Annotated in this window: 13 protein-coding genes and 1 other annotated feature; of the genes, 5 read left to right on the top strand and 8 right to left on the bottom strand. The window is 42.4% G+C overall.

From position 1 onward, the window contains the following. Nucleotides 1–156 precede the first annotated feature (156 nt). From proS to LI126_RS11920, 3 genes are all read right to left on the bottom strand, one after another. Nucleotides 157–1593 carry a proline--tRNA ligase gene (gene proS, locus LI126_RS11930; protein ID WP_015528678.1) on the bottom strand — a complete coding sequence of 479 codons (1437 nt, stop codon included), beginning with the start codon at nt 1591–1593 and terminating at the stop codon, nt 157–159. Between the two features lie 94 nt (nt 1594–1687). Beyond that, nucleotides 1688–1931, bottom strand: a binding site (T-box leader). 49 nt (nt 1932–1980) lie between these two features. After that, complete coding sequence (locus tag LI126_RS11925; RefSeq protein WP_227165464.1) at nt 1981–3114, bottom strand: toxic anion resistance protein; 1134 nt, start codon at nt 3112–3114, stop codon at nt 1981–1983. Nucleotides 3115–3171: 57 nt separating this feature from the next. Further along, nucleotides 3172–4428 carry a 5-bromo-4-chloroindolyl phosphate hydrolysis family protein gene (locus LI126_RS11920; protein WP_227165463.1) on the bottom strand — a complete coding sequence of 419 codons (1257 nt, stop codon included), beginning with the start codon at nt 4426–4428 and terminating at the stop codon, nt 3172–3174. 114 nt (nt 4429–4542) lie between these two features. Between LI126_RS11920 and LI126_RS11915 the strand changes: the two genes are divergently transcribed. Beyond that, a complete protein-coding gene (locus LI126_RS11915) occupies nt 4543–5211 on the top strand; it encodes an RluA family pseudouridine synthase (protein WP_227165462.1) in 669 nt (222 codons plus the stop codon). Nucleotides 5212–5334: 123 nt separating this feature from the next. Here the strand turns inward: LI126_RS11915 and spoVG are convergent, their stop codons facing one another. The 3 genes from spoVG to LI126_RS11900 all read right to left on the bottom strand — a co-directional run bounded on the left by spoVG (nt 5335) and on the right by LI126_RS11900 (nt 8092). Next, a complete protein-coding gene (gene spoVG, locus LI126_RS11910) occupies nt 5335–5625 on the bottom strand; it encodes a septation regulator SpoVG (RefSeq protein WP_227165461.1) in 291 nt (96 codons plus the stop codon). Nucleotides 5626–5702: 77 nt separating this feature from the next. Further along, nucleotides 5703–6821, bottom strand: coding sequence for a glucose-1-phosphate adenylyltransferase subunit GlgD (gene glgD / locus LI126_RS11905; RefSeq protein WP_015528672.1), 1119 nt, complete (start codon nt 6819–6821; stop codon nt 5703–5705). After that, nucleotides 6818–8092 (bottom strand): glucose-1-phosphate adenylyltransferase, encoded by a 1275-nt coding sequence (locus LI126_RS11900; RefSeq protein WP_020437202.1) that lies wholly within the window; start codon nt 8090–8092, stop codon nt 6818–6820. The genes glgD and LI126_RS11900 overlap by 4 nt, the downstream gene beginning before the upstream one ends. 226 nt (nt 8093–8318) lie before the next feature. Here LI126_RS11900 and murC point away from each other — a divergent pair, with 226 nt between their 5' ends. The 4 genes from murC to LI126_RS11880 all read left to right on the top strand — a co-directional run bounded on the left by murC (nt 8319) and on the right by LI126_RS11880 (nt 13328). Then, complete coding sequence (gene murC / locus LI126_RS11895) at nt 8319–9695, top strand: UDP-N-acetylmuramate--L-alanine ligase (protein ID WP_226865805.1); 1377 nt, start codon at nt 8319–8321, stop codon at nt 9693–9695. Between the two features lie 268 nt (nt 9696–9963). Beyond that, on the top strand, nt 9964–11082 hold the full coding sequence (locus LI126_RS11890) for a DnaD domain protein (RefSeq protein ID WP_227165460.1): 1119 nt from the start codon (nt 9964–9966) through the stop codon (nt 11080–11082). A 60-nt stretch (nt 11083–11142) separates the two neighbouring features. Beyond that, on the top strand, nt 11143–12129 hold the full coding sequence (locus LI126_RS11885) for an ATP-binding protein (RefSeq protein ID WP_015528668.1): 987 nt from the start codon (nt 11143–11145) through the stop codon (nt 12127–12129). Between the two features lie 14 nt (nt 12130–12143). Continuing rightward, nucleotides 12144–13328, top strand: coding sequence for a ribose-phosphate pyrophosphokinase (locus LI126_RS11880; RefSeq protein ID WP_227165459.1), 1185 nt, complete (start codon nt 12144–12146; stop codon nt 13326–13328). Nucleotides 13329–13951: 623 nt separating this feature from the next. Here LI126_RS11880 and rpoC read toward each other — a convergent pair. Together rpoC and rpoB are read right to left on the bottom strand one after the other, a co-directional pair. Next, nucleotides 13952–17656 carry a DNA-directed RNA polymerase subunit beta' gene (rpoC, locus tag LI126_RS11875; protein WP_055147892.1) on the bottom strand — a complete coding sequence of 1235 codons (3705 nt, stop codon included), beginning with the start codon at nt 17654–17656 and terminating at the stop codon, nt 13952–13954. Between the two features lie 18 nt (nt 17657–17674). Further along, nucleotides 17675–21538: a DNA-directed RNA polymerase subunit beta gene (gene rpoB, locus LI126_RS11870; RefSeq protein WP_020437211.1), complete on the bottom strand. Its 3864-nt coding sequence runs from the start codon at nt 21536–21538 to the stop codon at nt 17675–17677. Nucleotides 21539–21626 lie beyond the last annotated feature (88 nt).

Genomic DNA, 21626 nt, shown 5'->3' with positions numbered 1-21626 from the left:
ATTTTCCATATTATTTTTCGTATTATTTTCCATACAAAAATAACAGATGGCACTCTCTTTTTTTCTTAAGAAACCATCTGTTATTTGTTATTAAATCAAATTCTTTTTTCTAGCAACTATGAAAGTAAATCTCTTCTTTATTTTCAACGAAATGAATTAGTATGCCTTGCCCCAGTATACCATATGCTTCGCCGGTTTTCCGCAGCATACACATACATCTGAAAGATGTTCTTCCTCTTCTGGAATACATCTAGATGTAGCTCCGCCTGTCTGAGCTTTGATCTCATCTTCACAGGCTTCGTCTCCACACCACATTGCTTTGATGAATCCAAGGTTCTCATTGAACTTCTCATTCATCTCATCCATTGTTGTTGCTTCATTGATATGAGAATCAAGGAATGCTTTTGCTCTTTCGAACATATCGTTCTGCATTGTCTCAAGAACTTCAGCAAGTTTTGTTGTAAGCTCATCCAGAGAAACAACGATCTTCTCTCTTGTATCACGGCGTACGATAACTGCCTGATTGTTCTCGATGTCTTTCGGTCCGATCTCGATACGTGTCGGGATTCCAAGGATCTCCTGTCCGCTGAACTTCCATCCAGGTGCTTTGTCAGAATCGTCGATTTTCACTTTGTATCCTGCTGCCTTCAGTGTATCAACAAGTTCATTTGCCTTATCAAGAACACCTTCTTTATGCTGAGCGATCGGAATGATCATTGTCTGCACCGGTGCGATTCTTGGTGGAATAACAAGTCCACTGTCATCTCCGTGTACCATGATCAGCGCACCGATGATTCTTGTAGACAGTCCCCAGGATGTCTCGTATACTTCATGAAGTTCGTTATTCTTATCTGAATACTGAATACCGAATGCACTTGGGAAGGAGCTTCCGAAGAAGTGACTTGTTGCTGACTGGAGTGCTTTTCCATCATGCATCAGCGCTTCGATTGTATAAGTATCCTGTGCTCCTGCGAATTTCTCACTCTCTGTCTTACGTCCGGAAACTACCGGGATTGCAAGAACATCCTGTGCAAAGTCTCTGTAGACTCTCCACATCTGTTTTGTACGCTCTTCTGCTTCTTCGTATGTTGCATGGATTGTATGTCCTTCCTGCCACAGGAACTCTCTGGAACGAAGGAATGGTCTTGTTGTCTTCTCCCAACGAAGAACGGAACACCACTGATTCCACACCTTAGGAAGATCACGGTAAGACTGAACTGTCTTGCTCCAGACATCACAGAACAGTGTCTCAGATGTAGGACGGATACAGAATCTTTCCTGAAGTTCTTCCAGTCCACCATGTGTTACCCATGCAACTTCCGGTGCAAATCCTTCGATATGATCCTTTTCTTTCTGAAGAAGGCTTTCCGGGATCATAACCGGAAGGTATACATTCTCTACTCCTGTCTCTTTGAAACGTGCATCCAGGTTCTTCTGAATATTCTCCCACAGAGCATATCCGTTCGGAAGGTAGTTCATACATCCTTTAACACCTGAATAATCACACAGTTTTGCTTCACGCACAACGTCTGTATACCACTGAGCAAAATCTTCTTCTCTGGCAGTGATATTCTGTACTAATTTCTTTGCCATTGTTCTTCTCCTTTTTGTTTTTTTGCATTGCTGCCCCTGACAGCAGTTTGCTTTTACTTTAATATAAAAAATCGCCGGGATATCGCATCCCCACGATAGGGACCGAATATCTCCGGCGGTACCACCCTAATTAATGCAATACATCCATCCTATAATCAAAACCAACACAAATGATCTCTGTATCTGCATTCACTTTCTTCTCCTTTAACGCAGGACCTACGCTGTACTTTCATACAGGGACTCCCGGGCCGGTTCCATACCGTAATGCAAAGGCTCTCACCTGCCGCCTTCTCTCTGAAGCATGCTGCGTATCTACTATTCCCGTTCAACGTCAGTTATCAAATGAAATTCTAACTGATAAAACACCCGCTGTCAAGCCAAAAAGCTTTATCCTCTGATTTCCAGAAGCTTTGCTTTCAATTCATTTTCCATATTGCGAAGTTCCGCCTCCGCTTCCCGGCGTTTTTCTCTTCCTTCTCTCTGAATGTTCATCACTTCATCCAATGTAGAGATCAGTGATTCATTTGTTGCTTTTAATGTCTCGAGATCTGCAATTCCTCTTTCAGACTCTTTTGCAGTCTCAATTGTGGATATTTTTAATGTCTCCGCATTCTTCTTCAACAGTTCATTTGTCATATCCGTCACCTGTCTCTGTGCTGCCGCCGCCTGTGAAGAATGTTCTACTCCAAGTGCGAGAAGCATCTGACTCTTCCACAACGGAATCGTATTCACGATTGTAGACTGGATCTTCTCTACCATCTGTGTATCATTATTCTGAACCAGACGGATCTGTGGTGCGGTCTGGATGGAAATCATTCTCGTCAGTTCAAGATCATGTAACTTCTTTTCAAAACGGTTGCACATCGAATCCAGATCTTTTGCTGCCTGCGCATCTTCCGGGAGACCGCTTACCTGAGCTTTGCTCATCAATTCAGCAAGCTGTGTGCTTCTTACTTCTTCCAGTTTTTTCTTTCCTGCAAGAATATACATAGAAAGCTCTTTAAAATAAGTAAGATTCAGATCATACATTTTATCGAGTATCGCAACATCTTTTAAAAGCTGCACCTGATGGTTGTCCAGTGCTTTCACGATCTGATTCACATTTTCTTCGGCTTTCGAATACTTTGCTTTCATAGATTCAACTTTATTCGATGCTTTCTTAAATATTCCAAGAAATCCTTTGCTCTCTTCTTCATCAAAGCTCTTCAGTTCAGTTACAACATTCGTAAGCAGTGTACCAACTTCTCCCAGATCCTTTGACTTCACATTTTCCAAAGCACTTTCTGAGAAATCTGCCATCTTTTTCTGTGTACCTGCGCCATACTGAAGAATCATAGAAGAATTCGTCAGATCGATCTGCTGTGCAAATGCATCTACCATCCTGCGCTCTTCTTCTGTCAGGATCGTATCATCCAGCTTCGGTTCTTCCGGCTGCACCGCCGTTTTCTTTTCTTCTTCCGCTTGAAACGGTTCCAGTGTCAGTGTCGGCACTGTACTTACATCCTTGAATGCATCACTCATAGCAATCCTCCATTTCTGTTTGTAACTGTTTTGATTCATTGTCTGTTTGGGATATCATTATTTCTTCAGTCCGTCTTCTGTCAGACCTTCCTGCGCAAGCATTGTATGAAGTACTGAAATATCTGAAGATACATCCCATGCTGTATCCTGGAACAGGCTGTCCAGTAATTTCTCAAATGCAATATTCAATGTATCTATCGTATCTTCAATCTCTTTCTTGGAAGAAATGATATTTTCTCCCTGTACCGGCTGTGCATCCAGCTCTTCATACGCTTCAAGAAGTTTCATCGTTGTCGGAAGATAATAATCCATCATTCTTCGCATATCATTCACAGAATCCGGATTCTGCTCCACGCGGTCAAAAATACGATCCACGAGCAGTTCCATGCGGGAAATCTTTGCCGAAATCACTTCTCCCGGAATTGCGTCATTCGCTGCCTTGATCCTTCTCACATATTCATCTCCTGCCTGTACGATCTTCTGTACTTCCGGTGAAAGTCTGTCATACTCTTCCCGCATCTTTTTCTGAGCAGCCTGCTCCTCTGCCTTGCGCTGTTTCATGTCTTCCATAAGAGCTGTATACTGATTCCATGCATGTTCACTGACCATCAGGCAGGATTCTTTCTCATCCAGATGTCCCTGACAGAACCAGCCTTTTGTAATCATTTTTTTCACATCTTTCAGAACCTTTCTGACATCTCGCCCTGTCACAGAAGCAATTTCCTTAATATCACAAAATTCCCGGTCTCTCAGAACAGATACATATTGGCGAAACCTTCCCACCGTACGTACCATATCTACTCCTACATAAGTCATCACTGCAAAAGATATAAAAGCAACTGCAAAAATTCCAATAATCAGACCACTGACTACATCAAACGCTGTGATCACACTTCCAATCAAAGTGATGATAAGAAAAATAACAGAGGTCAATCCAAATACAGCTCCTGTCGCTGCCAGAAAAGTTCCGCCGATCTTTACCGAAGTTCCTTTGAGATATCTTGGACTCACCGGTACCGGATGATTCTGACTATAATTTCTCATTTCCGACATCTTCGGTCCCTGATTCGGACGATACCTCTGGTTTTCTGCACCTGATCTGCTTCCGGTATTCTTTTTATTTCCATATAATGGCTGTCCGGTCTTCGGATCTCTGTACCAGCCACCGTTTTTAATCCCTGCCGAGACGCAGTCCATCGCATGGTTCACCGTATCAGACACCATCTGATTCAATCTGCTGTAATCCTTTGTATCAATTGCATCCTGTATTGTCTGCTTTATCTCTTCTCCAAAATGTTCCCAGTCATTATTCATTGATGTTCTCCTTAAAAGCTTGACCTGATTCGTTTGCATCATGTATCATTATAACATTATTAATTCTCAGTTTAGACGCAACTTTATCGATTGTCAAGAAAGAAGGAGACAACTATGATTTCATCACTTACCCCTGAAATAATATATGAGGACAAGGATATTATCGTCTGTCATAAACCTGCTGGAGTTCCTACCCAGAGCAGCCGCATTGGCACAAAAGATATGGTCAGTATTTTAAAAAATCATCTGATAAAAAATACTGCTAAAAAAAACGCTTCACGCGAACCTTATCTTGCTGTCATCCATCGGCTGGACCAACCGGTAGAAGGACTTCTTGTTTTTGCAAAAACACCTGCTGCCGCAAAGGAACTTTCCCGCCAGCTTACCACATCTGGTTTTGGGAAATATTACCGTGCACAGGCTTTAGGCATTTTCGAACACAGCGAAGGAACTCTGGAAGACTATCTTGTAAAAGACGGACGAACCAACACCTCCCGTGTCTGTGAAGAAAATGTGCCTGATGCAAAGTATGCACGACTTCATTATAAAGTAATCCATACAGATACACTTCCTTCTGGTGAACCTTTTTCCCAACTGGAAATTCATCTGGATACCGGGCGTCATCATCAGATCCGCGTGCAGTTTGCACATGCCGGACACCCTCTGATCGGGGATCGGAAATATGGCACTGCCGCATGCACTTCACGACAGTTAATGCTTTGTGCCTATCGACTGGAATTCACACATCCGACAACCGGTGAAAAAATGGTTTTTCATTTATAAGACAAAAGGAAAAGTGCAGTGATCGGGCAATCACTGCACTTTTCCTTTCGCCTGTTTCCTATCTATTGTATTAGCCCTGCCTTTACCTGTCATTTATCCAAATAAGAGCAGCACCACAATACCCTACATCTCGTCAACAACCAACGGCTCCGTCTCTTCTTCAAGTGCCTGCTGATATCTTGCAAGAATTGTTGACTGAATTCGTTCTCTTGTTCCTGAATTGATCGGATGTGCGATATCACGATACTCACCATCTAATGCTTTTTTACTTGGCATTGCAATGAAAAGCCCCTTTTCACCTTCGATCACTTTGATATCATGAACAACAAACTCCTCATCAATTGTGATAGATACTACTGCTTTTAACTTTCCCTCTTTCGCAACTTTACGTACACGTACATCTGTAATCTGCATATTACAGTTCCCCTTTCTCTTTTGCATTATCACGGAATATGAACACCCTTTTTCAGGGTTTTTGTGCTTATCTTGGCTTATAATGCATATCTTTCATTCTTTTCAACAACTATTTTAATTCCGTCTTCCCCTACATGTCTTGTATTCGCACGGATCGTATCCCTGCTCTCTACAATACAGTTCTCAATGTATGTATTATCTCCAAGATATACATCATTCAATATGATAGAGTTCTTGATCACGCAATTATTTCCAACAAATACTTTCTTGAAAATAACTGAGTTCTCTATCGTTCCATTAATAATACTTCCGCTTCCAACCAGACTGTTCTTCACGATCGCACCCGGATTATATTTTGCCGGTGGCTGATCACTCACCTTCGAATATACACTTGGCAGATCCTTGAAGAAATATTTTCTCACTTCCGGTTTCAGAAAATCCATATTCGTCTTGTAATATGCATCTACTGTTGAAATATTATTCCAATAACTTTCAATCTTATAACCATAAATCTTCTTTACATTCTTATAACGGATCAGGATATCATTTACGAAATCATGTCTCTCTTCTTCCGCACATTGTTCTACAAGATCGATCAGCAGTCTTCTGCGGATCACATAAATTCCTGTAGAGATTGTCTGTGATCTTGCAATCATCGGTTTTTCTTCAAATTCTTCGATTCTGCAAGATTCATTCATCTTAACGGTTCCGAATCTTGTCGCATCTTCTCCTGCTCCAAGTTCTTTACAAACAACAGTGATATCTGCTTTCTTCGCAATATGATATTCCAGCACTTTATTATAATCCATCTTATAGACTGCATCACCTGATGTAATGATTACATAAGGTTCATGACATCTTCTCAGGAAATCCAGATTCTGATAAATCGCATCTGCTGTTCCTCTGTACCAGTAACCATTATCATCTGTGATCGTAGGTGTGAATACATATAATCCACCCTGTTTTCTTCCGAAATCCCACCATTTGGAGGAATTCAGATGCTCATTCAAAGAACGGGCATTGTACTGTGTCAGCACAGCAACTTTCTGGATATGAGAGTTTGTCATATTACTTAATGTAAAGTCAATTGCACGATAGCTTCCGGCAACCGGCATTGCTGCTGCCGCACGTCTTGAAGTCAGCTCTTTCATCTTTCTGCTGTTACCGCCGGCTAAAATAATTCCTACTGCTCTCATACTCTGTCACCTGCCTTTATCAATGTCTCACCGCTTGCAAGTACTCCATCTATGTAATCCTCGGATGATGTCACTCCACTGATGGCGGTATTCTTTCCAATCTGTACTCCTCCCGGAATCACTGAATTCTCTCCGATCGTAGCCAGTCCACCGCTGTAAATATTCGGTTTCATCTTATTCGGGACTTCACTTCCGATTCCGATAGAAACATCATTTCCAATTACCGTGTCTTCTGCTATGATTGCTTTCTCGATCACGCAGTTTTCTCCGATCGTAACTCCCTGCATAATAATTGAGTCACGGACTACGCTGCCCTTTCCTACAGTAACACTTCCTCCAAGAACAGAACTGTGGACTTCTCCGTAAATTTCTGTTCCGTTTGCAATGATACATTTGTCTACAACAGCATTCTCTGCAATATACTGTGGAGGAATATTCGCACTGTTCGTATAGATCTTCCAGAATTCTTCATAAAGATTAAACTCCGGAATGATATCGATCAGTTCCATATTCGCTTCCCAATAAGAGCTAAGTGTTCCAACATCTTTCCAGTATCCGTTGTACTCATATGCAAACAGCCTGTCCCCTTTTTCATGACAATATGGAATAATGTGTTTTCCGAAATCACAGTTTGGCTGGTCTTTCAGCTTGATAAGTGCCTCTTTAAGAACCGGCCAGCTGAAGATATAGATTCCCATCGATGCCAGATTACTGCTTGGCTTCTCAGGCTTCTCTTCGAATTCTTTGATCCTGCTGTCCTGATCTGTCACTACAATTCCGAAACGGCTTGCTTCTTCCATCGGCACCGGCATTGCTGCAATTGTCACATCAGCATTGTTTGCCTTGTGGAAATCAAGCATCACTTCATAATCCATCTTATAAATATGATCTCCTGAAAGAATCAGTACATAGTCCGGATTATAAGTCTCTATGTAATTCAGATTCTGATAAATGGCATTCGCTGTTCCTGTATACCACTCACTGTTTGTACTCTTCTCATATGGTGGGAGAACTGATACACCTCCAACGTTGCGATCCAGATCCCACGGAATTCCAATTCCAATATGTGTATTCAGGCGAAGCGGCTGATACTGTGTCAGTACACCAACCGTATCGATTCCCGAGTTAATACAGTTGCTAAGCGGGAAATCAATAATACGGTACTTTCCACCAAAAGCAACTGCTGGTTTTGCAACTTTTGATGTAAGTACTCCAAGTCGACTGCCCTGTCCACCCGCCAGCAGCATGGCAATCATTTCCTTCTTATACATTACGTCACCTCATTTCAAGTAAGCTAGAATCATTATACCATATATTTAGAAATAACAAACATATTTTACAATTTTTTTCATACTTTTTTCTCCTTTTTATCAATTTCTACCAAAAAGATCTTCTTTCTTTTTTTTCGATATATAGTATAATATAAACGATATAGAAGATTTATGACTAAAATCACAAGTTATTTTATAAAATCTATTAAAGAAAGGGCGTATCTCAATGTATAAAATCAATTTTGAAAAGCCGATACATATTCATTTTATTGGAATTGGCGGAATCAGTATGAGCGGTCTTGCTGAGATTCTTCTGGAAGAAGGATTTACTGTATCCGGTTCAGATTCAAAGGAGTCTCCGCTTACAAAGAAGCTGGAGTCTGAAGGTGCCATCATCCATTACGGACAGTGTGCCGAGAACATTTCTGACGGAATTGACTGTGTTGTATACACTGCTGCGATCAATAAAGCTAATCCAGAGCTTATGGAAGCTGTTGCCCGCAAGATTCCAATGCTTACACGCGCAGAGCTGCTTGGACAGCTGATGAAAAATTACAAGACACCGATCGCTGTATCCGGTACTCATGGAAAAACTACTACTACATCCATGATCTCTCATATTTTACTTGCAGCCGATCTGGATCCTACAATTTCTGTCGGCGGTATTCTCAAGGCAATCGGTGGTAACATCCGCGTTGGAAAATCCGAGACTTTTATCACAGAAGCCTGTGAGTATACAAACAGTTTCCTTCATTTTTATCCGAAGATCAGTGTCATCCTCAATATTGAGGAAGATCATCTGGACTTCTTCAAGGATCTTGAAGACATCAGACACTCTTTCCATCAGTTTGCAGCACTTCTTCCTTCTGATGGAACTTTGATCATCAATGGTGATATCGACAATTATCAGGAGATTTATGACGGTCTTGACTGCAATGTGATCACTTATGGTTCTTCTGATATGCTTGACTACAGTGCTTCTAACATCACTTATGATGAAAAAGGGCTTGTTGCATTTGATCTTATAAAGAACGGAAAAGTGGTTGACCATATCCAGCTTTCTGTAACAGGTGATCATAATGTGTCAAATGCACTTGCATCTATTGCTACTGCTGAACTGCTTCAGATTCCAATGGAAACAATTAAAAAAGGAATTCTTTCTTTCAGTGGAACAGACCGTCGTTTCGAATACAAGGGAACATTTAACGGTGTAACTGTTGTCGATGATTATGCACATCATCCGACAGAGATTGCCGCTACTCTGAAGGCTGCACAGCACTACCCACACAATCAGGTATGGTGTGTCTTCCAGCCACATACTTATACGAGAACAAAGGCTTTCTTCCATGAATTTGCAGAAGCTCTTTCTCACACGGATCATCTGGTGCTTGCAGATATCTATGCAGCTCGTGAGACAGATACTCTCGGAGTTTCTTCTGCCGGTCTTGCAGAGGAAGCACGTAAACTTGGAACAGATGCACATTACCTTCCAAGTTTTGAAGAAATAGAAGCTTTCCTTAAAGAAAACTGCAAATCCGGAGATCTCCTGATCACAATGGGAGCCGGAGATGTTGTCAAAATCGGCGAAGACATTTTAAAATAAGGCTTTCTCAATAACTTTGCTAAACTATTCTGTGGAAAAGTTCACATAGATATCCACATGCATGTGAACTTTTCCACACTTTATCCACATTTTCTCCACATAGTTATCTACAAAAAAGTCCTAGTTACCCACTCGAAAATTCTTTTTAAGATTCTCATATGATGTTATAATATTCACACTAAAGAGAAGAAGATATAGATTTCAGGTTGCCCCTCATCAGACAGAGCAAGTGGCAATTGGTTAATACATAGAGAAAGCAGGATAAGTTATGAAGACTTTGGTTTTAAAGAATAATTTTCAGATGAATATGACAATGCTGCCGAACAGCTTTGTAGATCATTATATGGCGAATGCGAACGGAGAGTTTGTAAAAGTATACCTTTTTCTTCTCCGCCATGTTGAGGATGCTGCATCTTCTCTGAGCATCTCCATGATCGCAGATTATCTGAATAATACAGAGAATGATGTTCTTCGCGCTTTCCGTTACTGGGAATCTGTCGGTCTTCTCAGACTTGGACACGGACCGGACGGTGGAATCACTGCCGTTGAATTTCTTCGCGATGAAGAAGAGAATACTTGTGGAGATACAACTGATTTTTCCGGCTGTGCATCAGGCTATCCACAGGATTCAATTCCAACTCAGACTCCGGTAGCTCCGGTAACAGAGTTCCGCTCAGAAGCTGTTTCTGCACCGGTAGAAAGCAGTATCCAGACTCCTGTTTCCAATGCGGTTCCTCTTGATACATTCCGTGCCCAGAAGGAGATCAAGTCTCTCCTGTTTATCACAGAACAGTACCTTGGCAAGACACTGACGCATACGGATGTCGACACAATTACTTACTTCTATGATACGCTGCATATGTCTGCTGATTTGATTGAATATCTGATTGAATCCTGTGTAGAGAACGGACATAAGAGTATGCATTATATCCAGAAGGTTGCCATTTCCTGGGTAGAGAACGGAGTTGAAACTATATCACAGGCAAAAGAACAGGCTGCTGCATACAGCCGTAACTGCTACACGGTTTTGAATGCATTCGGCATTAAGAACAGAGGACCTGCCTCTTCCGAACTGGAATATATTAATAAATGGGCTGATACTTATGGATTTTCCACTGACATCATTCAGGAAGCCTGTCGCAGAACAATCTCTGCCACACATCAGCCAAGTTTTGAATATGCTGACTCCATTCTCACAAAATGGTATGAATGCAATATTCATCATCTGACTGATATCAATGCCTTGGATCATGAATTCCAGAAAGAACGTTCCTTACATAGAAGTCCTGCCACAAAACCAAAGAATGTCACAAGAAATCTGAATAATTTTGAGAGACGTTCCTACGACATGGATTCTCTGGAAGAGCAGCTTTTAAAGAGCAACTAATGAAAAAACAATAGTTTAGAAGATCAATTATATTTAAGAGAATTTAAAAGGAGTCTTTTCATGGGATTAAAAAATTCACAGTACCATGCAATCATGCGTAAATATGAGCAGAAACAATTACATAGCCATGACATTCAGGTGGCCCGGTATGAAGAAGTCTATAAAAAGCTCCCTGAATTTAAAACACTTGATGACTCCATTGCCTCACTGTCTATTCAGCATGGAAAGAAACTACTTGATGGAGATACCAGTGCAGTTGATGCTTTAAAGAAAGATCTTGCAGAATTACGTAATCGTAAGATTCATCTGCTCAAATCAGCCGGCTTCCCAGAAGATTATCTGGAGCCGGTTTACGACTGTCCGGATTGTAAAGACACTGGATACATTGGTAATAAAAAATGTCATTGTTTCAAAAAAGCGATCATTGGATTGCTTTATGACCAGTCAAATATTAAAAAATTCCCTGTAGAAGCAGATTTTAGCAATTTCAGACTTGACTATTATCCGGTTTCACATTACGATAAGAAAACGGGACGTTCTTCTCGTTCCATGATGGAAGATACTTTGCGCATCTGCCATCATTTTATCGACAGCTTTGGTACAGAGTTTAACAATCTCTTTTTCTATGGAGATGTCGGTGTTGGGAAAACCTTTCTCTCCACCTGTATCGCAAAAGAGATTATGAACAGAGAATATTCTGTTTTGTATTTTTCTGCTCCACAGCTTTTTAATACTCTTGCCAAGAATGCATTTGACAAAAATGACATTGATGCACATAACATGTGTGAATACATTTTTGACTGTGATCTGCTTATTATTGATGATCTTGGTACAGAGTACACAAACGCCTTTATTGCATCACAGTTTTTTACTTGCATCAATGAAAGGCTGCTGCATAGGAAATCAACGATTATTTCAACAAACCTTTCTTTGGAGTCGCTCGCTGATCTTTATACTGAGCGTTCTTTCTCCAGAATTACAAGCAGATATAGTCTGTTGAAAATAGTCGGTGATGATATACGTATTAAAAAGAAGTTAGAACATTAGGAGGATTATGACTCATGTTAAGTCGTTCAGAACGTATCTTGGAGAACATACCAGTAGGAAGCCTTGGAATCATTCCTTTACTTGGCTGTGAAGAGCTTGGAAATAAGGTAAATGATTACCTTGTTAAATGGCGCCGCGAAAGCGCTCACGAGCACAAGAATGATGTTGCTTTCTCCGGATATAAGAAAGAGAATTATCTGATTAATGCCAGCGTACCGCGTTTCGGTTCTGGTGAAGCCAAAGGTATCCTTGGAGAATCCGTACGTGGAAAGGATATATACCTGATGGTCGATGTATGTAATTATAATGTTACTTACTCTCTGACAGGAAACACAAACCATATGTCACCGGATGACCATTTCCAGAACTTAAAGAGAATCATCGCTGCTGTAGGTGGTAAGGGACGCCGTATTAACGTTATTATGCCATTCCTTTATGAAAGCCGTCAGCATAAGAGAACTTCCCGTGAATCTCTTGACTGCGCACTTGCGCTTCAGGAGCTTGTCCGTATGGGAGTTGACAATATTATCACTTTTGATGCTCATGACCCTCGTGTATCAAATGCGATTCCGCTGAGTGGATTTGAGACAATCTCACCAACTTATCAGTTCATCAAAGGTCTTCTTCGCAAGGTAAAGGATCTTCAGATCGACAGTGAACATATGATGGCGATCAGTCCGGATGAAGGTGGTACAAACCGTGCTGTATATCTTGCCAACGTTCTTGGTCTGGATATGGGTATGTTCTACAAACGCCGTGATTACACTCAGATTGTAAACGGACGTAACCCTATCGTTGCTCATGAGTTCCTTGGAAGCTCTGTAGAGGGCAAAGATGTAATTATTATTGATGATATGATTTCTTCCGGAGACAGTATCATTGAAGTTGCTACAGAATTAAAGAGACGTAAAGCAAAACGTATCTTTGCCGCTGCTACTTTTGGTCTGTTTACTAACGGAATGGAGAAGTTTGACAAAGCTTATGAAGAAGGTATTATTGATGGTATCCTGACAACAAACCTCATCTATCAGACACCAAACCTTCTTTCAAAACCATATTATATCAACTGCGATATGAGCAAGTACATTGCTCTGATCATTGATACTCTGAATCATGACGGATCACTGAGCGAGATTCTCAGTCCGAATGAGCGTATCCAGAATGTACTTCAGAAATATAAAAATGGAGAGACTATCTAAATATAAATTTAGCGTAGAAATCATTTTACTGATATACGGACGAAAACAGAAAATATTATTTTAGGAAGTCGATTGTTAGAAGAATGATACAGGAACGCCGACTCAGGGTTACGCATACTGTTCATACTAGGAAAAACAACAGACTGCTAAAAGCAAAGAAAGGATTGACAAACTCGCTGCCGCTCAGACAGCTGTCAATCCTTTCTTTAACGCAATCTATTGTTTTTCAAGTATGAGCAAGCATGCTCCACATTCGTCTTCATTCCTGTATCACTCTTCTAACATGAAACTTCTTCAAGCTCATATTTTCTGTTTATTGAAAAAGATAGACTTCTACGTTAAATTTTATTAAACACAAACACGTTTGAGAGATGGATATCATTCTACAGAACATCCAGTGCATCTGCTTCTTAAGTAGAGTTCTTCTTTCGAGAGAGTAGAAATCAGATAGCGACGAAAAAGTCTGTCTATTAGAATAAACTTTATAAGTGCTATCGGATTTCGTCCGCACTCGAAAAATAATCTCTACACCAAATCTTTATTTGTATAAAAATATCCCCATAGACGATTTCTCATCCATGGGGATATTTTTTTATGTCAGCATATTAAATATGCTTTTTTTCTTATTCTTCTGTAGACTCTTCAGTTTCTGTTACTGTTTCCTCAACTGCATCTGCATTTTTGTCTACAATAGCTTCTTCTGTAAGTTCATCTGTCAGATCAGCATTCTCGTCGAATTCAATGTCATCTTCAAGATCCAGTTCATCTTCCATCTTAATATCTGTGTTGAGTTTTACATCACGGTACTTCTTCATACCTGTTCCGGCAGGAATATGTTTACCGATGATAACGTTCTCTTTCAGACCAACCAGATGGTCAACTTTACCCTTGATAGCTGCTTCTGTCAGAACCTTTGTTGTCTCCTGGAAGGAAGCGGCTGACAGGAAGGATTCTGTTGCCAGAGAAGCCTTTGTGATACCAAGCATGATCTGCTCTCCGGTAGCCGGCTCTTTTCCTTCTGCAACAAGCTGCTCGTTTACTTCTTCGAACTCAAGAACGTCTACCATTGTTCCAGGCAGGAACTCTGTATCACCCTTCTCTTCGATTCTGATCTTCTTCAGCATCTGACGAACGATAACCTCGATATGCTTATCGTTGATCTCAACACCCTGGAGACGGTATACACGCTGTACTTCCTGGAGCATATAATCCTGTGTTGCACGAAGTCCTTTGATTTTCAGGATATCATGTGGATTTACGCTACCTTCTGTAAGCTCATCTCCGGCTTCAAGCATAACGCCGTCCTGTACTTTGATACGTGATCCGTAAGGAATAAGATAGGATTTGGATTCTCCTGTCTCTTCGTTTGTAACGATAACCTCACGTTTCTTCTTTGTATCACTGAGTGTTGCACGTCCTGCGATCTCTGTGATGATGGCAAGTCCCTTAGGTCTTCTTGCCTCGAAAAGCTCCTCGACACGAGGAAGACCCTGTGTGATATCGTCACCGGCAACTCCACCATTATGGAATGTACGCATAGTAAGCTGTGTACCTGGTTCTCCGATTGACTGAGCGGCCATGATTCCGACTGCCTCACCAACCTGAACTGCCTCACCTGTTGCCATGTTCGCACCATAACATTTGGAGCATACACCGTTCTTACATTTACATGTAAGAATTGTACGGATCTTAACCTGCTCAAGAGGATTTCCGTTCTCGTCAACACCTTTCTTCATCACGCGCTCTGCACGACGAGGTGTAATCATATGGTTTGCTTTTACAAGGACGTTTCCGTCTTTATCTTTAAGATCCTCAGCAGCAAATCTTCCTGTGATACGATCCTGAAGGCTCTCAATCTCTTCATTTCCATCCATGAATGCAGATACATACATTCCCGGAATCGGCTGACCCGGTTTTGCACAATCTGCATCGTGAATGATAAGCTCCTGAGATACGTCTACAAGACGTCTTGTCAGGTAACCGGAATCGGCTGTACGAAGAGCTGTATCGGCCATTCCTTTTCGAGCTCCATGGGCAGACATGAAGTATTCCAGTACGTCAAGACCTTCACGGAAGTTTGACTTGATAGGCAACTCGATCGTACGACCTGTTGTATCAGCCATAAGTCCACGCATACCTGCAAGCTGTTTGATCTGCTTGTCAGATCCACGGGCTCCGGAATCTGCCATCATGAAGATGTTATTGTATTTATCAAGACCTGTCAGCAGTGCCTCTGTCAGTTTATCATCAGTTGCTTTCCATGTCTCAACAACTTCTTTGTAACGCTCTTCCTCTGTGATAAGACCACGTTTATAGTTCTTTGTGATCTTGTCTACTGTATCCTGTGCTTCCTGCATCATCTGCGGTTTCTGCGGTGGTACAGTCATATCGGAAATGGATACTGTCATAGCTGCTCTTGTAGAGAACTTGTATCCGATTGCCTTAACATCATCAAGAACTTCTGCTGTCTGTGTAGCTCCATGAGTGTTGATAACTTTCTCAAGGATCTGCTTCAGCTGTTTCTTACCAACATGGAAGTCAATTTCCATCTTAAGTTCATTTCCCTCAACCTCACGGTCTACAAAACCAAGATCCTGTGGAATGATCTCATTAAACAGAAGACGACCAAGTGTTGCATCGATAGTTCCTGTCTTCTCTTCTCCATTTGCAAGAGTCTTTGTCACACGTACTTTAATCTGTGAGTGAAGTGTGATATATCCATTCTCGTATGCAAGAATAGCCTCGTTCACGCTCTTAAAGAACATGCCCTCTCCCTTTGCACCAGGACGAAGCTGAGTCAGATAGTAAATACCAAGTACCATATCCTGTGAAGGAACGGCTACCGGACCACCATCAGATGGTTTCAGCAAGTTGTTTGGTGAAAGAAGAAGGAAACGGCACTCTGCCTGTGCTTCCTGTGACAGCGGTACATGGACAGCCATCTGGTCTCCATCGAAATCGGCATTGTAAGCTGTACATACCAGTGGATGAAGCTTGATTGCCTTACCTTCTACAAGGATTGGCTCGAATGCCTGGATACCAAGTCTATGCAGAGTAGGGGCACGGTTCAGCATAACCGGATGCTCTTTGATTACTTCTTCAAGCACATCCCATACCTCTGGCTGAAGTCTCTCGACCATTTTCTTTGCATTTTTGATATTGTGTGCTGTTCCGTTCGCTACAAGCTCTTTCATAACGAATGGCTTGAACAGCTCGATTGCCATCTCTTTCGGCAGACCACACTGATAGATCTTCAGTTCTGGTCCAACGACGATAACAGAACGTCCTGAATAGTCAACACGTTTTCCAAGCAGGTTCTGACGGAAACGTCCGGACTTACCTTTCAGCATGTCAGACAGAGACTTGAGTGCTCTGTTTCCAGGTCCTGTTACCGGACGTCCACGACGTCCGTTATCGATCAGCGCATCAACAGCTTCCTGAAGCATACGCTTCTCGTTTCTTACGATAATATCTGGTGCTCCCAGTTCAAGGAGTCTTCTCAGACGGTTATTTCTGTTAATGATTCTTCTGTACAGATCATTCAGGTCAGATGTTGCAAAACGTCCTCCATCCAGCTGTACCATAGGACGCAGATCCGGCGGGATAACCGGGATAGCTGTAAGGATCATCCACTCCGGTCTGTTTCCGGACTCGCGGAATGCTTCTACAACTTCCAGACGTTTTACAATTCTCGCACGCTTCTGTCCTGTTGCATTCTCCAGGCCTGCCTGAAGTTCTGCATATTCTTTCTCAAGGTCAATAGACTCAAGAAGCTCTTTGATGGATTCAGCACCCATACCTACACGGAATGCATGTCTTCCCCATTTTTCCTTTGCTTCCTGATACTCTGCCTCTGAAAGGATCTGCTTGTAAGAGAGATCTGTCTCTCCCTTATCAAGCACGATGTAAGAAGCAAAGTAAAGTACTCTCTCCAGTGTTCTTGGAGAAATATCAAGGATCAGACCCATACGGCTCGGAATTCCTTTGAAGTACCAGATATGGGATACCGGTGCTGCCAGAGCGATGTGTCCCATACGCTCACGACGAACACTGGCCTTTGTGACCTCAACACCACAGCGATCACATACAACGCCCTTATAACGGATCTTTTTGTATTTACCGCAGTGACACTCCCAGTCTTTGCTTGGTCCGAAGATTCTCTCACAGAAAAGTCCGTCCTTCTCCGGCTTCAAAGTCCTGTAATTGATGGTCTCCGGCTTTGTTACCTCACCTCTGGACCACTCCAGGATTTTTTCAGGTGAAGCCAGGCCGATCTTAATCGCATCAAATGTTAACGGTTCATATTGTTGTTCATTGTTATTTGGCATAAAAACGGCTCCTCCTTATTATTCCTCACCCAGGTAATCATCATCATCAAAACTTAAGTTCTCAAGATCGCTGTCGTCCGGCTCTTCGTCCGGTTCAACATCTTCCAGTTCTTCTCCGACAAACTCCTTCTCTGTGAATCCATGCTCTCCGAAAGATTCATTCTCATCACGATACTTTCTGTCTCCTTCGATGATATGACGCAGGTCTGTCTCACCGTAATCAACGCTCTCCATGATCTTAACCTCTGTATTGTCATCACGCAGTACACGGACATCCAGAGCAAGTGACTGGAGCTCTTTAAGAAGAACCTTAAATGACTCAGGAACTCCTGGTTCAGGAATATTCTCTCCCTTAATAATTGCCTCATATGTCTTCACACGTCCTACAACGTCGTCAGACTTCACTGTCAGGATCTCCTGCAGTGTATAAGATGCACCATAAGCCTCCAGGGCCCATACCTCCATCTCTCCGAAACGCTGTCCACCGAACTGAGCTTTTCCACCCAGCGGCTGCTGTGTTACGAGAGAGTAAGGACCAGTAGAACGAGCATGGATCTTGTCGTCTACCAGATGATGCAGTTTCAGATAATGCATGTGTCCGATTGTTACCGGGCTGTCGAAGTACTCTCCTGTACGTCCGTCACGAAGACGAACTTTACCGTCTCTTGACAGCGGAACACCCTTCCAGAGTTCTCTGTGATCTCTGTTCTCAGACAGGAACTGGAGAACTTCCGGACGAAGCTCTTCGCCATGCTTCTTCTCGAACTCATCCCACTCAAGGTTTACATAATCATTTGCCAGATCCAGTGTATCCATAATATCGTTCTCGTTCGCACCTGCGAATACAGGAGTTGATACGTTGAATCCAAGTGCTTTTGCTGCAAGACTCAGATGAATCTCAAGCACCTGTCCGATGTTCATACGAGAAGGCACACCCAGTGGGTTCAGCACGATATCCAGAGGACGTCCATTCGGAAGGAATGGCATATCTTCTACTGGAAGTACACGGGAAACAACACCCTTGTTTCCATGTCGTCCGGCCATCTTATCACCAACGGAGATCTTTCTCTTCTGAGCGATGTAAATACGAACTGCCTGATTTACTCCAGGTGACAGCTCATCTCCGTTTTCTCTTGTAAACACTTTGGCATCTACTACGATACCATATTCTCCATGAGGTACTTTCAGAGATGTATCTCTTACCTCACGTGCTTTCTCACCGAAGATTGCACGAAGCAGTCTCTCTTCAGCAGTCAGCTCTGTCTCTCCCTTTGGAGTTACTTTTCCGACAAGGATATCTCCGGCACGAACCTCAGCACCGATACGGATGATTCCTCTCTCATCCAGATCTTTCAGTGCATCATCACCAACACCTGGGATGTCTCTTGTGATCTCTTCTGGTCCGAGCTTTGTATCTCTTGCTTCTGCTTCATATTCTTCAATATGAACAGATGTGTAGACATCATCCTGAACCAGTCTCTCACTTAAGAGAACAGCATCCTCGTAGTTGTAACCTTCCCATGTCATGAATCCGATCAGTGGGTTCTTACCAAGAGCCATCTCTCCACCGGATGTAGACGGTCCATCAGCGATAACCTGTCCTGCCTCAACGCGTTCACCTTTGTCAACAATTGGTCTCTGGTTGTAGCAGTTGCTCTGGTTACTTCTCTGGAATTTTGTCAGTTTATATGTTTTCTTTGTTCCGTCATCATGTCTGATCGTGATGCTTGTAGATGTAGAGCTTTCAACCACACCAGCTTGCTCTGCAACTTCAGCCACACCGGAGTCAACAGCTGTCTTAACTTCCATACCTGTTCCGACTACCGGAGCTTCTGTTGTAAGAAGCGGTACTGCCTGACGCTGCATGTTAGATCCCATCAGCGCACGGTTGGCATCATCGTTCTGAAGGAACGGAATCAACGCTGTAGCCACGGAGAACACCATCTTAGGTGATACGTCCATGTAATCGAATTTATTTCTTTCGTAGTCCTGTGTTTCCTCACGGTAACGACCGGATACGTTCTTATTAATGAAATGACCTTCTTCATCAAGAGGTGTATTCGCCTGTGCTACATGGTAATTATCCTCTTCATCAGCAGTCATATATACAACTTCATCTGTAACAACCGGGTTCATCGGATCTGTCTTGTCAACTTTACGGTATGGTGCTTCGATAAATCCATACTCGTTGATTCTCGCATAACATGCGAGGGAGTTGATCAGACCGATGTTAGGACCTTCAGGAGTCTCGATAGGACACATTCTTCCATAGTGAGAATAGTGAACGTCGCGGACCTCGAATCCTGCACGGTCTCTTGACAGACCTCCAGGACCAAGTGCGGAGAGACGTCTCTTATGTGTCAGCTCTCCAAGCGGGTTGTTCTGATCCATGAACTGTGACAGCTGGGAAGATCCGAAGAATTCCTTCACTGCTGCTGTTACAGGCTTAATGTTGATCAGGGACTGTGGTGAAATACCATCCTGATCCTGTGTTGTCATTCTCTCACGAACAACTCTTTCCAGTCTGGACAGACCGATTCTGTACTGATTCTGAAGAAGTTCTCCAACCGCACGGATACGTCTGTTACCCAGATGGTCGATATCATCATCATTTCCCATGCCATACTCAAGATGCATGTTGTAGTTGATAGATGCAAAAATATCTTCTTTTGTGATGTGCTTCGGAATCAGATCATGAAGATCTCTCTTAATCAGTCTCTTCATCTCATCTACATCACCTGCAGATTCTTCAATGATTCCTGCAAGAACCGGATAATATACCTGCTCTGTCACGCCAACCTCGGCCGGATCAATATCAACAACAGCCTGGAGGTCAACCATCATATTGGAAAGAACCTTGATATTTCTGGAAGTCTCTTCACCCTCTACCCAGATGTACGGTACTGCCGCATTCTGGATCATATCAGCGATCTCACGAGTAATCTTTGTTCCCTTTTCAGCAACAACTTCACCTGTGATCGCACTTACAGCATCCTCAGCGAGGATCTGTCCTGATACACGGTTCTTAAGAAGAAGCTTCTTATTAAACTTATAACGTCCAACTTTGGCAAGATCATAACGTCTTGGATCAAAGAACATGCTTGTAATCAGGCTTTCTGCACTGTCTACTGCCAGCGGCTCGCCCGGACGGATCTTCTTATAGAGCTCTAACAGACCTTCCTGGTAGTTCTCAGAAGTATCTTTTCCAAAACTTGCAAGAAGTTTTGGCTCTTCACCAAAGAGTTCAATGATCTCTGCATTTGTACCTACTCCAAGTGCACGGATCAGAACTGTGATCGGCACTTTTCTTGTACGGTCTACACGTACATAGAAAACGTCATTGGAATCAGTCTCATATTCCAGCCATGCTCCACGGTTCGGGATAACAGTTGCTGAATAAAGTTTCTTACCGAACTTATCATGTGCGATTCCATAATAGATACCCGGGGAACGCACAAGCTGGCTGACGATAACACGCTCAGCACCATTGATAACAAAAGTACCTGTCTTTGTCATCAGCGGAAGATCTCCCATAAAGATCTCATGCTCGTTAATCTCATCAGTCTCCTTATTATAAAGCCTTACTCTGACTTTCAGAGGTGCTGCATAAGTTGCATCACGTTCTTTACACTCATCAATCGTATATTTTGCATCTTCCTCGCAGAGTGTAAAATCCACAAATTCCAGACTCAGATGACCATTGTAATCTGCGATCGGGGAAATATCATCGAATACCTCTTTCAGTCCTTTGTCAAGAAACCACTGATAGGAATCTTTCTGAACTTCAATGAGGTTAGGCATCTCCAATACTTCTTGCTGCCTGGAATAGCTCATGCGGAAGCTTTTTCCGGTTTTGATGGGACGAATTCTGTTTTTCTCCATTGACGTTTCACTCCTCATTTATTGTTTTTGCAGGCAATAAACTGCCTTTTACGAGTTCCAGTTATATAAAAATGAAAAGAGCCTTGCG

It is taken from the genome of Mediterraneibacter sp. 210702-DFI.5.30 (genome assembly GCF_020560115.1).
GTDB lineage: Bacteria > Bacillota > Clostridia > Lachnospirales > Lachnospiraceae > Mediterraneibacter > Mediterraneibacter faecis.
Note: the sequence above shows the minus strand (reverse complement) of the source record. Positions and strands in the feature narration are given on the sequence as shown.

What these genes read in the sequence shown, in the direction of transcription:
- proS (WP_015528678.1), bottom strand. Translation starts at nt 1,593, where the DNA reads ATGGCAAAGAAATTAGTACAGAATATCACTGCCAGAGAAGAAGATTTT.
- LI126_RS11925 (WP_227165464.1), bottom strand. Translation starts at nt 3,114, where the DNA reads ATGAGTGATGCATTCAAGGATGTAAGTACAGTGCCGACACTGACACTG.
- LI126_RS11920 (WP_227165463.1), bottom strand. Translation starts at nt 4,428, where the DNA reads ATGAATAATGACTGGGAACATTTTGGAGAAGAGATAAAGCAGACAATA.
- LI126_RS11915 (WP_227165462.1), top strand. Translation starts at nt 4,543, where the DNA reads ATGATTTCATCACTTACCCCTGAAATAATATATGAGGACAAGGATATT.
- spoVG (WP_227165461.1), bottom strand. Translation starts at nt 5,625, where the DNA reads ATGCAGATTACAGATGTACGTGTACGTAAAGTTGCGAAAGAGGGAAAG.
- glgD (WP_015528672.1), bottom strand. Translation starts at nt 6,821, where the DNA reads ATGAGAGCAGTAGGAATTATTTTAGCCGGCGGTAACAGCAGAAAGATG.
- LI126_RS11900 (WP_020437202.1), bottom strand. Translation starts at nt 8,092, where the DNA reads ATGTATAAGAAGGAAATGATTGCCATGCTGCTGGCGGGTGGACAGGGC.
- murC (WP_226865805.1), top strand. Translation starts at nt 8,319, where the DNA reads ATGTATAAAATCAATTTTGAAAAGCCGATACATATTCATTTTATTGGA.
- LI126_RS11890 (WP_227165460.1), top strand. Translation starts at nt 9,964, where the DNA reads ATGAAGACTTTGGTTTTAAAGAATAATTTTCAGATGAATATGACAATG.
- LI126_RS11885 (WP_015528668.1), top strand. Translation starts at nt 11,143, where the DNA reads ATGGGATTAAAAAATTCACAGTACCATGCAATCATGCGTAAATATGAG.
- LI126_RS11880 (WP_227165459.1), top strand. Translation starts at nt 12,144, where the DNA reads ATGTTAAGTCGTTCAGAACGTATCTTGGAGAACATACCAGTAGGAAGC.
- rpoC (WP_055147892.1), bottom strand. Translation starts at nt 17,656, where the DNA reads ATGCCAAATAACAATGAACAACAATATGAACCGTTAACATTTGATGCG.
- rpoB (WP_020437211.1), bottom strand. Translation starts at nt 21,538, where the DNA reads ATGGAGAAAAACAGAATTCGTCCCATCAAAACCGGAAAAAGCTTCCGC.